The organism is Ensifer sp. SL37 (genome assembly GCF_026672675.1).
GTDB lineage: Bacteria > Pseudomonadota > Alphaproteobacteria > Rhizobiales > Rhizobiaceae > Ensifer > Ensifer adhaerens.
The window spans coordinates 3536606-3553981 of the sequence record NZ_JAPPRN010000006.1; the positions used below are offsets into that span (position 1 = coordinate 3536606).

General features: G+C 61.9%; 16 protein-coding genes, 1 tRNA gene and 1 riboswitch. Of the genes, 6 read left to right on the forward strand and 11 right to left on the reverse strand.

From position 1 onward, the window contains the following. Window positions 1–2: 2 nt before the first annotated feature. The 3 genes from gcvP to gcvT are packed head-to-tail and all read right to left on the reverse strand — an operon-like array spanning window position 3 to window position 4385. Window positions 3–2867 (reverse strand): aminomethyl-transferring glycine dehydrogenase, encoded by a 2865-nt coding sequence (gcvP, locus tag OVA00_RS29430; RefSeq protein WP_112976728.1) that lies wholly within the window; start codon window positions 2865–2867, stop codon window positions 3–5. Next, window positions 2867–3229 (reverse strand): glycine cleavage system protein GcvH, encoded by a 363-nt coding sequence (gene gcvH, locus OVA00_RS29435; protein ID WP_034794310.1) that lies wholly within the window; start codon window positions 3227–3229, stop codon window positions 2867–2869. Before gcvH ends, gcvP begins: the two co-directional genes overlap by 1 nt. 16 nt (window positions 3230–3245) lie before the next feature. Beyond that, window positions 3246–4385 carry a glycine cleavage system aminomethyltransferase GcvT gene (gene gcvT, locus OVA00_RS29440; RefSeq protein ID WP_060585129.1) on the reverse strand — a complete coding sequence of 380 codons (1140 nt, stop codon included), beginning with the start codon at window positions 4383–4385 and terminating at the stop codon, window positions 3246–3248. 141 nt (window positions 4386–4526) lie between these two features. Beyond that, window positions 4527–4614: riboswitch (glycine riboswitch) on the reverse strand. 162 nt (window positions 4615–4776) lie between these two features. On the opposite strand from gcvT, the gene OVA00_RS29445 reads away from it, so the two are divergent. Further along, window positions 4777–5166 carry a hypothetical protein gene (locus OVA00_RS29445; RefSeq protein WP_268090149.1) on the forward strand — a complete coding sequence of 130 codons (390 nt, stop codon included), beginning with the start codon at window positions 4777–4779 and terminating at the stop codon, window positions 5164–5166. A gap of 95 nt (window positions 5167–5261) precedes the next feature. Further along, complete coding sequence (locus OVA00_RS29450; protein WP_034794300.1) at window positions 5262–6248, forward strand: copper chaperone PCu(A)C; 987 nt, start codon at window positions 5262–5264, stop codon at window positions 6246–6248. Window positions 6249–6270: 22 nt separating this feature from the next. Here the strand turns inward: OVA00_RS29450 and OVA00_RS29455 are convergent, their stop codons facing one another. Continuing rightward, window positions 6271–6627 (reverse strand): hypothetical protein, encoded by a 357-nt coding sequence (locus OVA00_RS29455; RefSeq protein ID WP_034794298.1) that lies wholly within the window; start codon window positions 6625–6627, stop codon window positions 6271–6273. Between the two features lie 199 nt (window positions 6628–6826). Between OVA00_RS29455 and OVA00_RS29460 the strand changes: the two genes are divergently transcribed. After that, complete coding sequence (locus tag OVA00_RS29460; protein ID WP_060520770.1) at window positions 6827–7255, forward strand: nuclear transport factor 2 family protein; 429 nt, start codon at window positions 6827–6829, stop codon at window positions 7253–7255. Here OVA00_RS29460 and OVA00_RS29465 read toward each other — a convergent pair. Beyond that, on the reverse strand, window positions 7252–7566 hold the full coding sequence (locus OVA00_RS29465) for a chaperone modulator CbpM (protein WP_060520771.1): 315 nt from the start codon (window positions 7564–7566) through the stop codon (window positions 7252–7254). The two genes, OVA00_RS29460 and OVA00_RS29465, sit on opposite strands and share 4 nt — an antisense overlap. A 3-nt stretch (window positions 7567–7569) precedes the next feature. Beyond that, on the reverse strand, window positions 7570–8484 hold the full coding sequence (locus OVA00_RS29470) for a DnaJ C-terminal domain-containing protein (RefSeq protein WP_060585138.1): 915 nt from the start codon (window positions 8482–8484) through the stop codon (window positions 7570–7572). Window positions 8485–8711: 227 nt separating this feature from the next. On the opposite strand from OVA00_RS29470, the gene OVA00_RS29475 reads away from it, so the two are divergent. After that, window positions 8712–8954 carry a hypothetical protein gene (locus tag OVA00_RS29475; RefSeq protein WP_060520773.1) on the forward strand — a complete coding sequence of 81 codons (243 nt, stop codon included), beginning with the start codon at window positions 8712–8714 and terminating at the stop codon, window positions 8952–8954. A gap of 193 nt (window positions 8955–9147) precedes the next feature. After that, complete coding sequence (locus tag OVA00_RS29480) at window positions 9148–9273, forward strand: hypothetical protein (RefSeq protein WP_255380881.1); 126 nt, start codon at window positions 9148–9150, stop codon at window positions 9271–9273. Window positions 9274–9364: 91 nt separating this feature from the next. On the opposite strand, the gene OVA00_RS29485 is transcribed toward OVA00_RS29480, so the two are convergent. From OVA00_RS29485 to OVA00_RS29505, 5 genes are all read right to left on the reverse strand, one after another. Further along, window positions 9365–11038: an ABC transporter ATP-binding protein/permease gene (locus tag OVA00_RS29485; RefSeq protein WP_268090150.1), complete on the reverse strand. Its 1674-nt coding sequence runs from the start codon at window positions 11036–11038 to the stop codon at window positions 9365–9367. Window positions 11039–11063: 25 nt separating this feature from the next. Beyond that, window positions 11064–12383: a glucoamylase family protein gene (locus tag OVA00_RS29490; protein ID WP_218686627.1), complete on the reverse strand. Its 1320-nt coding sequence runs from the start codon at window positions 12381–12383 to the stop codon at window positions 11064–11066. A gap of 124 nt (window positions 12384–12507) precedes the next feature. Beyond that, window positions 12508–14964 carry a phosphoketolase family protein gene (locus OVA00_RS29495; protein WP_268090151.1) on the reverse strand — a complete coding sequence of 819 codons (2457 nt, stop codon included), beginning with the start codon at window positions 14962–14964 and terminating at the stop codon, window positions 12508–12510. A 205-nt stretch (window positions 14965–15169) separates the two neighbouring features. Further along, the gene (locus OVA00_RS29500) at window positions 15170–15835 is read right to left on the reverse strand and encodes a CBS domain-containing protein (protein WP_034803496.1); all 666 of its coding nucleotides are present in this window, start codon (window positions 15833–15835) and stop codon (window positions 15170–15172) included. A 98-nt stretch (window positions 15836–15933) separates the two neighbouring features. Continuing rightward, window positions 15934–16023: transfer RNA gene (locus tag OVA00_RS29505), tRNA-Ser, on the reverse strand. 311 nt (window positions 16024–16334) lie between these two features. Between OVA00_RS29505 and OVA00_RS29510 the strand changes: the two genes are divergently transcribed. Next, window positions 16335–17369, forward strand: a complete 1035-nt coding sequence (locus OVA00_RS29510; RefSeq protein ID WP_060517172.1) for a septal ring lytic transglycosylase RlpA family protein — start codon at window positions 16335–16337, stop codon at window positions 17367–17369. Window positions 17370–17376: the final 7 nt, after the last annotated feature.

Consider the following 17376-nt stretch of genomic DNA (forward strand, 5'->3'; position numbering starts at 1 on the left):
CGTTACTCTGCGGCTTCCGCGTAGCTTTCGAGCGGCGGGCAGGTGCAGACGAGGTTGCGGTCACCGAAGACGTTGTCGACACGATTGACCGGCGACCAGTACTTGTCGACCCGGAAGGCGCCCGGCGGGTAGCAGGCCTGCTCGCGCGAATAGGGGCGATCCCATTCGCCGACCAGGTCTTCGACCGTGTGCGGAGCGTTCTTCAGCGGGTTATTGGTCTTGTCCATGCGACCTTCCTCGATCGCACGGGCTTCCTCGCGGATGGCAAGCATTGCCTCGCAGAATCGGTCGATCTCGGCCTTGGTTTCCGATTCGGTCGGCTCGATCATCAGAGTTCCGGCAACCGGCCAGCTCATGGTCGGGGCGTGAAAACCGCAGTCGATCAGGCGCTTGGCGACGTCGTCAACGGTCACGCCGGCGCTTTCGACCAGCGGACGGGTGTCGATGATGCACTCATGCGCGACACGGCCTTTCGATGACTTGTAGAGCACCTCGTAGGCGCCCTTGAGCCTTGCTGCAATGTAGTTGGCGTTGAGGATCGCCACCTTCGTCGCCTGGGTCAGACCTTCGCCACCCATCATCAGGCAGTAGCTCCAGGAGATCGGCAGGATCGAGGCCGAACCGAAGGGAGCAGCCGAAACCGCGCCGTCCTGGCCGTCCGTTTCCGGGTGGCCGGGCAGGTAGGGCGCCAAATGCGCCTTGACGCCGATCGGGCCCATGCCGGGACCGCCGCCGCCGTGCGGAATGCAGAAGGTCTTGTGCAGGTTGAGATGGCTGACGTCGGAACCGATGTCGCCGGGGCGGGCAAGGCCGACCATGGCGTTCATGTTGGCGCCGTCCATGTAGACCTGGCCGCCGTGCTTGTGCACGATTTCGCAGACCTCGCGCACATTCTCCTCGAACACACCGTGCGTCGAAGGATAGGTGATCATGCAGCACGAGAGATTTTCGGCATACTGCTCGGCTTTCGCACGGAAATCTTCCATGTCGATGTCGCCGTTTTCGCTGACCTTGATGACGACCACCTTCATGCCGGCCATCTGGGCCGACGCAGGGTTGGTGCCGTGCGCCGAGGTCGGGATCAGGCAGACGTCGCGATGGGCGTTGCCCTGCGCAAGGTGGTATGCACGGATCGTCAGGAGACCGGCATATTCGCCCTGTGCACCGGAGTTCGGCTGCATGGAGATCGCGTCATAGCCGGTGACGGCGCAGAGCTTCTCCGACAGGTCCTCGATCATGTGCTGGTAGCCAGCCGCCTGATCCTTCGGCACGAAGGGATGGATCTCCGAGAATTCCGGCCAGGTGATCGGCAGCATCTCGGCGGTCGCGTTCAGCTTCATCGTGCACGAGCCGAGCGGGATCATCGCCCGATCGAGCGCCAGGTCGCGGTCCGACAGACGGCGGATGTAGCGCGTCATCTCGCTTTCGGCGCGGTTCATGTGGAAGATCGGGTGCATCAGGTATTCGCTGGTGCGCAGCAGCGGCTGCGGCAGGCGGTAACCCGGCTCGAACTCTTCCACCTTGAAGTCGCCGCCGAAGGCGCGCCAGACAGCTTCGAGCGTGACGGGGCGCGAGCGCTCGTCGAGGCTGATGCCGATCTTGGTCTCGCCGATCTTGCGCAGGTTCACTTCCTCGGCGACTGCGGTCTTGAGGATGATGCCCTGCAGCTTGCCGACTTCGACGGTGATCGTGTCGAAAAACACATCGGGCTCGACCGTGTAGCCGAGCTTTTCGAGGCCCATGGCGAGACGAACGGTCTTCTGGTGAACGCTCTGGGCGATCGCCTTGATGCCCTTCGGGCCATGGAAGACGGCATACATCGAGGCCATGACGGCGAGCAGCACCTGCGCGGTGCAGATGTTCGACGTCGCCTTTTCGCGGCGGATGTGCTGTTCGCGGGTCTGCAGCGACAGGCGATAGGCGCGGTTGCCGCGCGCGTCGACCGAGACGCCGACGAGACGGCCGGGCATCGAGCGCTTGTGTGCATCCTTGACGGCCATATAGGCCGCATGCGGACCCCCATAGCCGACCGGAACGCCGAAGCGCTGGGTGCAGCCGATGGCGATATCGGCGCCCATTTCGCCAGGCGACTTCAGAAGCGCCAGCGCCAGCGGATCGGCGGCAACGGTCGCGATCGCGCCGGTCTGGTGCAGGCGGGCAATCAGGCCGGTGAAGTCGTTCACATGGCCGTAGGTGCCCGGATACTGGAAGATCGCGCCGAAGACGTCGACCGGATCGAGATCGGCGAAGGGATTGCCGATGACGATCTGCCAGCCGAGCGGCTCGGCGCGGGTCTTCAGAAGCGCGATCGTCTGCGGATGGCAATTTTCGTCGACGAAGAAGGACTTGGCCTTCGACTTCGAAACGCGCTCGGCCATCGCCATCGCTTCAGCGGCTGCGGTCGCTTCATCGAGAAGCGACGCGTTGGCAACGTCGAGGCCAGTCAGGTCGCAGACCATGGTCTGGTAGTTGAGCAGCGCTTCGAGGCGGCCCTGGCTGATTTCCGGCTGGTAGGGCGTATAGGCCGTGTACCAGGCCGGGTTTTCCAGGATGTTGCGCTGGATGACCGGCGGCGTGATCGTGCCGTAGTAGCCCTGGCCGATCAGCGACACGAGCTTCTGGTTGCGGTTGGCCGTTTCGCGCATCTTGTCGAGCGCCTCGCGCTCGGTCATCGGCGCGCCCCAGGCAAGCGGCGTTTTCTGGCGGATCGACGGCGGCACGGTGTCGTCGATCAGCGCATCGAGCGTCGGGTAACCGACGACCTTCAGCATCTCGTCCATTTCGGCCGGCGACGGACCGATATGACGCCGATTGGCGAAGTCATACGGCTTGTAGTCCGTAAACGTGAAATCCTTGGGCATGCTCATCAGGCGACGAGCTCCTTGTAGGCCGCTTCCTCAAGGAGGGCATCGGCATCGCTGGGGTTGGCAAGCTTCAGCTTGAAGAACCAGGCAGCACCCTGCGGGTCGCTGTTGACGAGCGACGGGTCGTCGACGATCGCCTGGTTCACTTCGACGATTTCGCCGTCAAGCGGACAATAGACGTCGGAAGCTGCCTTGACGGATTCGACGGTGGCGGCGCTATCGCCCTTGGCAAAGTTCGAGCCGGTTTCCGGCAGTTCAACGAAGACGAGATCGCCGAGCTGGCCGGCGGCATGCTCGGTGATCCCGACGGTTGCGACACCAGCTTCGATTTTCAGCCACTCGTGTTCCTCAGTGAACTTCAACATGTGCGCTCTCTCCTGATCAGCGTTTGTAGGTTTGTTTGACGAAGGGAAGGGCGGCGACCGCCACCGGCAGGTACTTGCCGCGCACTTCCGCAAAAAGGGTGGTGCCGTTCTCGATATGGCCGGCATCGACATAGCCCATGGCGACCGGGCCATCGACCGAGGGGCCGAAGCCACCCGAGGTCACCTGGCCGACCGGGGTCTTGCCCTCGGCATCGGCAAAGAGGTTAGCGCCGCCGCGAACCGGCGCGCGTCCCTCGGGCTTCAGGCCGACGCGGCGGCGCGACGCGCCAGTGGCGAACTGGCCGAGGATACGATCGGCACCGGGGAAACCACCTTCGCGGGCGCCACCGGCGCGGCGCGCCTTCTGCAGTGCCCATTCGAGCGCCCCTTCGACCGGGGTCGTGGTGGTGTCGATGTCGTTGCCATAGAGACAAAGACCGGCTTCAAGGCGCAGCGAATCGCGGGCGCCAAGGCCGATCGGCTTCACATCGGGATGTTCGAGCAGGCGCTGGGTAACATCGACGGCGGAGGCAACGGGAATGGAGATCTCGAAACCGTCTTCGCCGGTATAGCCCGAGCGGGAAATGATGCAGGTGACGTCATGCAGGTCGGCTTCGGCGACGTCCATGAAGCGCATGGCGGAGACATCAGCCCAGAGTTCTCCGAGCACGGCTTCGGCGTGCGGGCCCTGAAGCGCGATCAGCGCGCGATCGTCGAGCATCGTCACGTCGCAGGTATCGGAGAGACCGGCCTTCAGGAGCTCGAAGTCGGCGTCCTTGCAGGCGGCGTTGACGACGAGGAAGAGATGGTCGCCGCGGTTGGTGATCATCAGGTCGTCGAGGATGCCGCCTTCGGCATTGGTGAAGAGGCCATAACGCTGGCGGCCCTCGGCAAGGCCGAGCACATCGACCGGCACCAGCTTTTCGAGCGCCAGGGCCGCGTCCTCGATCTTGCCGGACTTCGGCCGAACGATGACCTGGCCCATATGCGATACATCGAAGAGACCGGCAGCAACACGGGTGTGCTGGTGTTCCTTCATCACGCCATCGGGGTACTGCACCGGCATGTCGTAACCGGCAAAGGGTACCATGCGCGCGCCCAGCGAAAGGTGCAGCGCATGCAGCGGCGTCTGTTTCAAATGAGGATTGTTTTCCAAATCCGGCCTCCAGGTCTGGCGCTCCCGCGCCGGCTCACACTTCCGGCGTCAATCGCCGTCGATTCGAGCCCCCTCTGTCCCTTTGCCTGAGATTGTTATCCCTTCGGCGAGCGTAAAAACGCTTCTCTCCAGAGTCCTACCGGCACCTTGCTGGTCCTTTGGCCTGAGAGTTTCCGGGGCGGTTGCTCCTTCGGCACCGGAGCGAACCGGCTTCTCCCAACAAGATCGTCTCCAGATAACGGCGAAGGCCAGAGCTTGGCAAGGGGGCGGTGTCGCGCTGAAACACATTTTTGTCGCATGACCAAAAGACGCAGCCGGGCAGGGTGCGGCAATTCTGCCTTTGCATTCTTCTCCGGTTGAGGATAACCCAAGACAGATACCGGGGATAACCATGACAGGGCGCTACGGAAAATTCGGGATAGCAGTGCGGCTGATCGCCGTCTTTGCGCTCGTTTTCCTGACCTTTGCCCACAAGCCGCTCAGCGCCAAGACGCTCAGCCCGGGCGAAATTTCCGCCTATCAATTGCCTGACGGAACGATCGCCGAAATCTGCTTCGGCATGGATGGCGTCGACCATGAAAGCGGTAAGGGCCAGGCGATGGCCCCGGTCTGCGAGGCCTGCCGTCTTTCGGGCTCTATCCTGCTGCCGGCTCCGCCAACCGAGAACGTTCGCGCCGAAACGGGCGCCTGGCAGGTTTCGACAGCTGTCGCTGAATACGCGACGCCCCATCAGCATCTGCGGTTGCTGCCGCCTTCGCGCGGGCCTCCGGCGCGTTCGTAATTCTCCTCTCGCATCCCAATACAATTTGCCGCGTTCAAGCGGCTTGGACCACCGGACATCGGGCAAAGCCCGGCGCGTGGTCAGGAGATTACGACATGACAAAGACCAGGATCGTTTCGCTTTCGCTCGGCCTTACCCTTGCCGCAAGCGGCATCGCCCACGCCCATGCCACCTTCGAGAAAGACACGGCGCCGGTGGAAACCACCTTCAAGGCGGTGCTGCAGGTTCCGCATGGCTGCGACGGCAAGCCGACGACGGAAGTACAGATCAAGCTGCCGGAAGGCTTCGTCTTCGCCCAACCGCAGCCGAAGCCCGGCTGGGAAATCGAGATCATCAAGGGCGATTACCAGAAGACCTATGACAATCACGGCAAGAAGGTCTCGTCCGGCCCACTGGAGATCCGGTGGAAGGGCGGCAATCTTCCCAACGAATACTACGACACCTTTGTCGTGCGCGGTAAAGTCTCGGGCTTCGACAAGGAGACTGTGCTGGCCTTCCCGACCACGCAGCTTTGCGGCACCGAAGGCAAGGTCGTCTGGGACCAGGTGGCTGCCGAGGGCCAGAACGCACATGACCTGAAAAGCCCGGCACCGACCGTAACGGTGACGATGGCCGATGCCGCCGATCCGCACGCCGGCCATGGCGGACATATGGCTGCGGCCGGCGGCTCGGCGAAGGTCGGCGATCTCGATATCTCCGGTGGCTCGGTGAAGGCCATGCTGCCGGGCGCCAAGGTCGGCGGCGGCTTCCTGACGATCAAGAACGGTGGGGCAGGTGAAGACCGGCTCGTTGCTGTCGAGAGCCCTGCGGCCGCGCGTGTCGAGATCCACGAGATGAAGATGGAAAACGACGTGATGCGGATGCGCAAGCTCGACGACGGCGTGGCATTGCCGGCCGGCGAAACGGTGGAGCTCAAGGCCGGCGGCCTGCATCTGATGTTCATGGACGTGAAGACGCCCTTCAAGGAAGGCGATACGGTTCCCGTCACGCTCGTCTTCGAAAAGGCCGGCAAGGTCGATGCGACGTTCCCGGTCGGCTCGGCCAAGGGCGGTGAGGCAGCCGGCGGCCAAAAGCATCATTGACCCGAGAAATCGCGATACCGCCTCAGGCGGCGTCGCTTTCATCCTCCTGGCCGGCGGGTTCATCCTGCCGGCCTTCGTTTTCCTGCTTCTCGGAACCGCCGTCGTCATCGCGCATGAATTCGAGATACCGGCGCAGGGCTTCGGCTTCCGAGCGCTCCGGCAGACGGCCGTCGGCCGTGGCCAGCATGAAGGAGAGGGGCAGGGCGCCTTTGGTCTTCGGGATCGAGACCGGCGTCAACTTGGGCTCTTCGGTGCGCCGCGCCGAGAGCAACGTGATCGCTTCATCGGTCGGACCGTCGCCACGCACACGTGCAGACGGCTTCAGCGCTTCTGCCGCATAAGCCGCCGTCGTTGCGGATACTGTGACGACCTGTGTCACGTTTTCTCTGCCTTCCCGTTAGCAATCCATTCTTGTCGCTCAGTTTCACCTGAAGGCGGGTAAAAACTGGTGGTTGCATTTTAGGAAAACTCTAACGATGGTCACCGCGACCGGTGCGAAGCGGGCCGAAACACCACTAATACTTGCGCGATCACTAAAGTTAAAACACACTCGTTCTAATAGAAACGGGGAGGCTGTCATGACTGAGCGAAGCATGCTGGAATTCAGGGTGCGGGCCCTTTATCTCGCCCGCGATGTCAACGACCTCGACACCATGATGGCGCAACTTGATCCGGACTTCAGCTTCCGCATCGTGGGAAGCGGCAGGCTCGGCACGTTGGCACTGGCCGTCAACACGCCGGAAACAGTGCGCGACAGTTTCTCGACGCTCGTCAAGAACTGGGACCTGAGCGAGATGGAGATGGTCGGCTGCTATGCCGATGGCGATACCGTCATCGTCCACCGCGCCGGCTTTGTTCGCTTCATCCCGTCGCAGACCCGCGAGCGAACCGAAATCATCGACAAGTTCACGTTCCGGGACGATCGGATCGTCGACCTTACGGAGTTCGTCGATACCCTGTTTGTCGCCGAAACGATCGGGCTGCTGAACGAGCCGGCCGTTGCCTAATCCTCCTCGGCGCTCGACAAGATGAGCTTTTGAACCGCCGGCTCCTGGGAGCGAATGGCGTTCATCAACACCGCTAGGCGACCCCGTAGGCTGTGGACCTGGTCGAGCAGTTGCATGGCCACGTCGACGCCGTTGTCATTGACCCCCATGGGGCCCGTCAGATCCTGGATCAGACGCGCGCGCGCAAGGTCGGCATCCTCGAACAGCCAGCCGGCGTCAGCCTCCTGGGGCATCAGCCAGCGCTGCTCGACCCAGATGCGCAGAACCTTGACCTCGATATCGAGATGTTCGCAAAATTCACGGTCGTTCATAGGTCATCCTCCCATGCCCTTGCGCGGATCTTCCGTCTTGCCGGCGGCCCAGCCTTCGACGAAGGCGGAAAGCGCCGGGTCGGGGGCCTGCGGCAGCACGATCTTCAGGCTGACATAGGCATCGCCATGGCCACCGCCCGGCTTGTGCAGTCCCTTGCCCTTCAGCCGCAGCGTCTTGCCCGTGTTGGTGTGCGGAGCGATCGAAACGTTCACGGCACCATCGATCGTCGGAACGCGGATCTTGCCGCCGAGCACGGCCTCGCTCAGCGATATCGGCACCTCGTAGCGCACGTCGTCACCATCCGTGGCAAAGAGCGGATGCGGGCGGACGCGAATGTCGATCAGCGCGTCGCCAGCCGGTGCGCCGTCGCGACCCGGTTCTCCCTTGCCGCGCAGCCTCAGCGTCTGGCCATCGCGCGTGCCGGGCGGAATGGTCAGGTCGAGCGCCGGTCCGCCGCCGGGCAGGGTGATCTGGGTCTTGGTGCCATTGGCCGCGTCGAGAAATGCGATCTCCATCGAGAAATGGGTATCGCGACCGCGCTGGCGCTGCTGCTGCCCGCCCGCGCGCCGTGAAAAGAAGCTCGAAAAGATATCGTCCGCTTCGGCGAAATCAGAAAAGCCATGCGCGCTTTCGTAACGTGCCCCCGCATCGCCTGATTGGGCATAGTCGCGGTAGTAGTGCCGGGGCGGCGTTTCCGCTCCGGTCTCGTCGATCTCTCCGCGATCGTATTTTCCGCGTTTGTCTTCGTCTCCAAGCAAGGAATAGGCCGCTGAAACCGCCTTGAAGCGGTCCTCCGCGCCCTTGTCTCCCGGATTGAGATCCGGGTGCAGCTTCTTGGCAAGCTTGCGATAGGCGCTCTGGATGTCCTTTTGCGTCGCGTCGCGGCTGACACCGAGCGTTTCGTATGGGCTCGTCATGCGATCTCCTTTGGGCGAGCGCGGATCGACCACGGTCCCCGAGCCTTGCCGGGCCGGCGCGTGCGTCTTCAATCGCTCGCCTAAAAGCATAGAGCAGATTTGCGCCCGCGACAGGGGCGAGACGCCGCGCGAACTCCACCATTTCGCGAATGAGAGCGGTCTGCTACAATCCGCCGCGCAAATGCACGCTTAAGGGGCGTAGCGCCCCGAAGCTTCGGGAGGTCGAAATGTCCGTCCGCCTGCAACTCGCGATCATGGTCGGCCTGATGATCAACGCCATCCTGTTCGCCATCGGGATCCTGATCGTTCTGTCGGTACCGGCCCTCACAGCCAACGCCAAATATGCGATCCCGATCGTGGTCGTCAGCTGTTTCCTCGTCACGCCGTTCATCGCCTGGATCATGGCGCCGCGACTTCGGCTGCAGTACTGGAGAGAGCGCGAACAGACCAACCGGCAGCGCCCGATCTAGGCGACCTATTCATCCATTGTTGACCGTGTCCGGATTGCCGCCCCATAGCGGGCGGCAATCGTTGAAGATTACATCTTCAACGATCATAGATTTTGTTATACCACCATTTTAGTACTTGTTTTCTAACCGGCTCCGCCTCAGATTCTCCCAAGTCTCAAGGACATAGCCGGCATGCGGGCCAGAAGGGGACTTCATGAGAACGATCGTATTGTTGCTTGCGCTCACCACGCTGGCCGCCTGTTCACAAACCTACAATGGTCCGCCGCGGGTCGTCGGCGGCGATGGCGACTACTACCAGGGCATCGTCGCGCCGCGGTAAGTGCCGGCGTCAGAATCGGTCATCGGGCGATCGCTCAGGCGGGGCATGCGGGTCAGGTCTCGTCCTTGAGTGCGTGCCGGGCTGGGGCTGATCAAGTCCGATCGTCTTTCCACGTCCAGCTGCCATCCTCCCGGCAATCCAGGAAGGCGCCGTAAAGGTCGCGTGTATCGCCTTCCTCGCCGTTGTTGATGCAGGTGATCGAACTCTGGCGGAGAAGGCCCAGGGTGTTGCGCAAGGCCTCACGACCAAGCGTTGCCTCAATCCGGTCGAGAAACACATACCGTGGCGTGGCGAGAAGCACCTTGGCGAGGGCCAGGAGCTGCTGGTCGCCCAAGGACATATCCCGATCCTGTTCCTTCTCCAGCCCCTCGGCGTCATCGGCGAGCCCACCGAGACCGAGGCTGCGCAAGACATTGAGCACCTGGCTATCGGAGATGCCTTCGGAACTTCCAGGCGGCAGAAGATATTGCCGAAGAGAACCCGGCAGCAGATAGGGTCGTTGCGGCAGAAACATCAGACTTTCCGGGCGCTCGATCCGCCCGGTGCCGGCGGTCGGAATTCCCGCGGTGGCCCGGAAGAGGGCAGCCCCCGCGGCCGCATGCGGCCCTGAGATCAGCACAGGCGTTCCCATTGGGATCGACAGCGACAGATCGCGAAGCAATGGGTGGGTGACTGCCGATCCCAGCGTTACCTGGTCAAAGGCCAGATCGCCGTCTTGCTTCACCAGTTCGATGCTCGAGACGCTGCTTTTTCGGCTTTCCTCGATCGCCTCCAGCAAGGCGCTCAGTCGAGAAACGACGACGGCGAAATTCGAGATCGAGTTGAACTGCCTGACGATCAGCGAGAATGCGCCGACAAGCATGGCAAAGGCTGCACCTGATTGGGTAATCACCCCAAACTCGATTTCGCCGCGCATGAAAGCCGGAGCGATGATCAAATCCGGGATGATCTGGATCATCCAGTTGTAGCCGCTGGTAAAAAAGGCCAGGTTGCGATTGACCGCGGTAATCGTCAGGATGTTGACGACCAAGGCATCGAGGCGATCTAGCAATCGCGTCTTCTGCTGCCCCTCGACGCTGGTCACCATCACCGCTTCTGCGTTTTCGCGCAGGTGCATGAGGCTCGACCTCAAGTTCGCCTCCCTGTCGAGCCGCTCATAGTTCAGGCCGATCAGCGGCCGACCGAGCACGATCGTCATATACGAGCCGCAGGCGGCATAGAAAACAGCGACGACAAACAGCAGCGGGCTGATCGACCAGAGCACGCCTGAGAACGTCACCACCGTCAGCGTGCTGCTGAACAGCATGATGATGTAGGAAAGCGTGGTGACGGTGAACGCCTGGATGTCCTCCGATATCCGCTGGTCCGGATTGCTTAGCGTCCCCGAGACTTCCACGCGATAATAGGTCTCCTCCTCCAAATAGAGATCGACGGCGCGTCTCGTCATGAATTCACGCCACAGCAGCGCCAGCCGTTCTTCGACAAAACGTGCGATAACACCGGTGACGGTGAGAACGGCAAAGACGCAGACGTAGAAAACCGCTTGCCGAATGAACTCGTTCATCTGGCGCTCGGCGATCGCCGTCATGAAGTTTCGGCCGACGTAGTTGTTGACGACGTTGAGGCCGTTCAGACCGAAAAGCAGCGCAATAAGCCCGGCAAACATCAACTTGGCACGGCCTCCGACCTCGGAGGTCAGCAGCATCCGGACAGCCCGTGCGAAGCGAAGTGCGGTTGTTCTGATCGGCACTGGCTGGCTGTCCATCAGAGTACCTTTGTTGCTTTGGCCGTCAGAGCCAGCCGCCGGAGAAGCCTGCCCGTCGCAATCCCACCACCATCGGCTCGCAGCGGCGCATGATGTTCCACAGCAGGCCGGTCCTGTAGTTCTCGATCATCAGCACCACGGGGCCCTGGTCGATGCCGAAATGATAGGGGCTGACCCACCAGCCGGATTCGGTTCCTTCCGCCGGAAAGCTGCGGTTGAAGGAGGGCCTGAAGCCGTAAAGCCTGGTCATGCCGAGATTCATACGGGCACAATTCCAGACCGTCGGAATGACGATTTCCGGCGCGAAGGGCAGGGAGGCGACGACTGCCCAGGGCGACACGGTCCCATCGTCAGGACCGAAGGGGGCGCCGCGGGCGATGTAGTCGAAGAACTCCCGCTCGACACCGTTCACCGTGCGCTTGGTCCAGCCGGGACCGTCGCTTGCGGTGAAGCCCCAGCAATGCTCGCCGTAGCCGACGAAATTCAGCGGGTTGCGGATGGCATATTCCTGCTGGACGAAGGTCGCGTGGCGACTGTTCTGGAAATAGTCGCTGTTGTGCTCGCGCATGAATTCGTCGCGGATGCCGCGGAAATCGACCCACATATGCGAGAGTTGGTGGGTGAAGAGCGGTCCCGAATAGAGCAATTCGCGCCCGTAAAGGTTCCGCCAGTCGTAGCTTGCGGTGTAGGCCGCATAGGCTTCCGGCGGGAGCGGGTGGGTCGGTGAGCCGAGGCCGAGGATGTAGAGGAGCAGGCCCTCGTCGTAGCCACGCCAGCGATAGGGGATGAAGCCGCTTTCCGGCCGCCAGCCGTGGGTGAGCGTCAGCCCGTGATCGCAGGCCCAGTTCCAGTCGGCCCGTTCATAGAGCGCGTTTGCCACCCTGCGGATTTCGACTTCTTCGGCGCCATCGCCGTCGAAATAGGCGGCCACCGTCAGAGCACCCGCGAAAAGAAAGGCGGAGTCGATCGTCGAAAGCTCGCACTCCCAAACGCGCCTGCCGGTTTCGATATCGAGGAAGTGGTAGAAGAAGCCCTTGTAGCCGGAGGCGTCGGGTTCCGGTCCCTGCGGGCACTCCAGGAGAAACTGCAAGCGCCGACGCGCGATCTTTGCGGCAAACTTGCGGATGACGATGCCGCGCTCGACCAACACCGGGATCGTCGCGAGCGCCATGCCGACCGCGGCGATGCTTGCGGGCGCGTCTTCCTGCGTCTTGTCACGGACCAGGCCGTTGTCCGGGTTGGTGCAGTGGAGATAGTAGAGCAGCGTCGTGAACTGCAACCGGGCAAGATCCTGCTCGGTCGGCATGCGGTTCAGTTCGGGATCTGTCGACAGCAATTCCGACATGGCAGCCAGCCGCAATGACGATGAGGGTTCGTTCGTGTCGTGTGCGCGAGACGCTCCTTGCGGAGCGGCTCGCAAGCTCAGGCAAGCCGGGCAGGGTGATCGTCAATCCAGCCGTGCGCGGGCCTTAGACGTTGTCCCCTTCGGTCGATGTCCCAGCCTTGGCAGGCTGCACCCCGTTAACGCCCCATTTCCAGCCGCTGATCGAGGGCATGTCGTCGCCATGCTTCTCGATATACTCCCGATGCTCGATCAGCTTGGCCTGGATCGCCTGCTTGAAGTAGGCCGCCCGCGCGCCGAGCTGCGGCAGGCGATCGATGGCATCGCCGGCCAGGTGGAAGCGGTCGAGTTCGTTCAGCACCACCATGTCGAACGGTGTCGTGGTCGTGCCTTCTTCCTTGTAGCCGCGAACATGCAGGTTGCCGTGATTGGTGCGGCGATAGGTGAGGCGATGGATCAGCCACGGGTAGCCGTGGAAGGCAAAGATGATCGGCTTGTCCCTGGTGAAGATGCCATCAAAGTCGCTGTCCGAAAGGCCATGCGGATGTTCTTCCGCCGGTTGCAGTTTCATCAGGTTGACGACGTTGACGACCCGGACCTTCACTTCAGGCAGATGCTCGCGCAGCAGCTGGACGGCGGCGAGGGTTTCCAGCGTCGGAGTGTCGCCGCAGCAGGCCATGACGACGTCCGGCTCACTGTTGGCGTCGTTGCTGGCCCAGTCCCAGATGCTCACACCCATGCTGCAATGGCGCACGGCTTGTTCCATCGTCAGCCATTGTGGGCCCGGCTGCTTGCCGGCGACGACGACGTTGACGTAGTTGCGGCTGCGCAGGCAATGGTCGGTGACCGACAGCAGCGTATTGGCATCCGGCGGCAGGTAGACGCGGACGACCTCAGCCTTCTTGTTGACGACATGATCAATGAAGCCCGGATCCTGATGGCTGAAGCCGTTGTGATCCTGCCGCCAGACATGGGAGCTCAGGAAATAATTGAGCGACGCGACCGGCCGGCGCCAGGGGATCTCGTTGCAGACCTTCAGCCACTTGGCGTGCTGGTTGAACATGGAATCGATGATGTGGATGAAGGCTTCGTAGCAGGAGAAGAAGCCGTGGCGCCCGGTCAAGAGATAGCCTTCAAGCCAACCCTGGCATTGATGCTCGCTCAAGACCTCCATGATGCGGCCATCCGGTGAGAGGTGATCGTCCTCCGGATAGATCTCGGCCATGTAGCAGCGCTCGGTGACCTCGAGCACATCCTGCCATCGGTTGGAGTTGTTTTCGTCCGGGCTGAACAGCCGGAAGTTCTTCGCATCCATGTTGTTCTTCATCACGTCGCGCAGGAACTTGCCCATCACGCGCGCCGCTTCCACGGTCGTGGCGCCGGGGCTCGGAACGTCGACGGCGTAGTCCCGGAAGCCCGGCATTTTCAGGTCGCGCAACAGCAGGCCGCCGTTTGCATGCGGATTGTCGCTCATGCGGCGATGTCCGGATGGGGCGAGCGCCGCGATCTCGGGCTTCAGCCGGCCCTCGTCACTGAAGAGTTCTTCCGGGCGATAGCTCTTCATCCATTGTTCGAGGATGCGGATGTGCTCGGGCTTGTCCATCTCGCCCATCGGCACCTGGTGCGCGCGCCAGTAGTCCTCGCATTTCTTGCCGTCGATTTCCGGCGGGCAGGTCCAGCCCTTTGGCGTGCGGAAGATGATCATCGGCCAGGCCGGGCGCTTCAGATTGCCCCTGATGCGGGCATCGTCCCAAATCTGCCGGATTTCGGCCGTCGCCGTATCGAGCACGTCTGCCAGTTGCTGGTGGACCTTTGCCGGATCATGCCCTTCGACGAAATAGGGTTTGTAGCCCATGCCCTCGAAGAACTTCTTCAACTCGTCGTGCGGAATGCGGGCGAGGAAGCAGGGATTGGCGATCTTGTAGCCGTTCAGGTGCAGGATCGGCAGAACACAGCCGTCGCGGGCAGGGTTGAGGAACTTGTTGCTCTGCCAGCCCGTCGCAAGCGGCCCGGTCTCGGCCTCGCCATCGCCGACGATGCAAGCAACGACCAGATTGGGATTGTCGAAGGCGGCGCCATAGGCGTGGCTGAGCGCATAACCAAGCTCGCCGCCCTCATGGATGCTGCCGGGCGTTTCCGGCGCCACATGGCTCGGGATGCCGCCGGGAAAGCTGAACTGCTTGAACAGCCGCTGCATGCCTTCGGCGTCTTCGGCGATGTTCGGATAAAACTCCGTATAGGTCCCTTCCAGATAGGCATGCGCCACAAGAGACGGCCCGCCATGGCCGGGACCGATGATATAGATCATGTCGAGGTCGTCGCGTTTGATGACGCGATTGAGATGCACGTAGAGCATGTTGAGGCCCGGCGACGTGCCCCAATGGCCGAGCAGGCGCGGCTTGATGTGCTCGCGCTTCAGCGGCTCGCGCAGAAGCGGATTGTCGAGCAGATAGATCTGCCCGACCGACAGATAGTTAGAAGCACGCCAATAGGCGTCCATCAGGCGGAGTTCGTCGGCCGATAACGGTGCTGCTGATTTTCCGGATGCCGTCTCTTTCATCGATGCTGTTTCAGGCGAAACCATCTGAGCCTCCCGGTCAAAAGGACCTATGCTGAAATTCCCTCCAGCTTGCCGTCGCGCAAGCCATCGCAGTCTCTCGAATTCGCTACGGTCGTTGCTGTTTTTTCTGCGGCGGGCAGGATGGTGGAACGCTTGAAGTACGAACGACAGCAGCAGGAATACGCTTGCAGCGCCGCGGACACAGGCCGCGGCGGTCTCGACGCATATCTTATTGCGGATAGGGCTCGGCGTAGTGCTCGACCACGCCGCGAACGCCGCGCACGTTCTCAGCGAGGATGCGGGCCGCCTTACGGCAATCGGCGGTATCTACGTTGCCCCAGAGGTGCACGATGCCGTCGGTCACGGCGACCTTTATGTCCAGGCCTTCAAGACCGGTATTTTCGCCGATGCGCACCAGGATACTGCGCCGGATGGCTTCGTCGCCGGCCGCCGTCTCGTCTTGCTTTGCAGACAAGATCGCCTGCAGCAGATCGGCGCGACTGACGATACCGACAACAAGGCCGTTTCTAAGCACCGGTACACGCTTGATGCCGCGCTCCCGCATCAGAGACGCAACGCGCGCGACTGAGGCATCCTCATCGATGGTCACGGGATTGGCCGTCATGGCATCACCGACCCTCCAGGAGGATCGGCGCACATAGGCGCTCGCCCGCTCGTCCGCGGCCCCGGCCGGGTCGGCGACCGGAATGCCGCCGCCAAGCTCGCTCCGGCGAATGAGGTCGCCTTCGCTGATGACGCCCACCAGGGCTCCATCACCGTCGACCACGGGAAGGCCACTTACATGATTGTCGAGCATGATCCGGGCCGCCTGCCTGACGCTGTTGTCAGGGGACAACTTGACGACCGACGTCGTCATTACATCTTTAACGCGCATGTCGATCCCGCTCCCCAAAGGACTTGGCACCGTCATTACGCTTCGTAAGGTAGTCCCATCTCGTCGGTTCGACAACTAATGGGTGGAGAAAAGAGAAATGGCGGACAGGGTGGGATTCGAACCCACGGTACGGTTTCCCGTACGCTGGTTTTCAAGACCAGAGCCTTAAACCACTCGGCCACCTGTCCTTGCCTGAAGCACCGCGCGACTGCGTGCCGGGCACGGCGTTATTGCGCGAAGCCTTGGCGCTTTGCAAGAATTAACATGCGTCGCTGCAAGATTTTCTCGACCGCTTTGAAGAGCAGGCACCGGGCCCGATTGCATTAACCAGCCGTAAACCATAACGCGCGAAATGCGGAACCAGCCTGTGGATGAGTTCGCATTTTTGCCTTGATGATGTCATGAATACACACCTGTTCCGTTTCGGGACGTCGAGATTTCCGCTGGGGGTAGGCGGCAGGTTTCGAGTACGGCTTTATCGATCGATGTTGTGGGACAGATGACCTCCAATAAAAATGCGGCATATCTGGTCAAGGGACTGCGCCTTGCGGCGATCCCGGCACTGTGCGTAACGCTTGCCGCCTGCGGCTCCACGTCGAATGTCAAGAAAACTGCGCGGAGCAAGGAGTACTTTCCTGAATCCGTCTATGGCGTAAAGGCGAGCCCGCGCGTTGCCACCGGCAACAACATCCCGAAGGGCGGCGGACGCTTTCAGGTCGGCAAGGCCTATCAGGTCAAGGGCAAGTGGTACCAGCCCAAGGAAGACTTCGGCTATAACAAGACGGGTATGGCATCCTGGTACGGCTCCGCCTTCCACGGACGCCTGACCGCCAACGGCGAAGTCTACGACAAGGCGCATCTGTCGGCCGCCCATCCGACGTTTCCGCTGCCGAGCTACGCCCGCGTCACCAACATGGAAAACGGCACCTCGGTCATCGTGCGCGTCAACGATCGCGGCCCCTACGAATACGGCCGCATCATCGACGTTTCCTCGAAAACGGCAGACCTGCTCGACATCAAGCGCAAGGGCAGCGCACAGGTGAAGGTGCAATATGTCGGCCGCGCACCGCTCGAAGGTAACGACATGCCTTACCTCATGGCGTCCTATGTCGAGAAGGGCCAGCGCGGCCCGAGCATCATGCCCGAAGGGCAGATTGCAACCGGCGTGATGGTTGCCTCGAACGAACCGTTCCGCAAGCAAAGCCTCGGCACCATCACCGTGCCGGCCAAGGCGTCGCTCGACGTCAGCGAACCGGTCACCGCGATGGCCGCGCCCGTGCCGCAGTTTGCCCAGCAGCCGGCGTCGTTCAACGAATTCGTCATGCTGCCGGAAATCGGCCCGATCCCGCGCGAGCGGCCGGAGTACATTCCGATGCCCGACGGCAACATGGCCTATGCGGCTGCCTATTACGAAGTTCGCGTCAGCGACGCCGAATCGCCCTTCGAAGCGATCATGGTCGACAAGAAGCAGCTAACGCCGCAAGTCATCGTCGACTACGCCAAGCGCCAGAAAACGAACGGTTCGGCCCGTTAACAGTTCT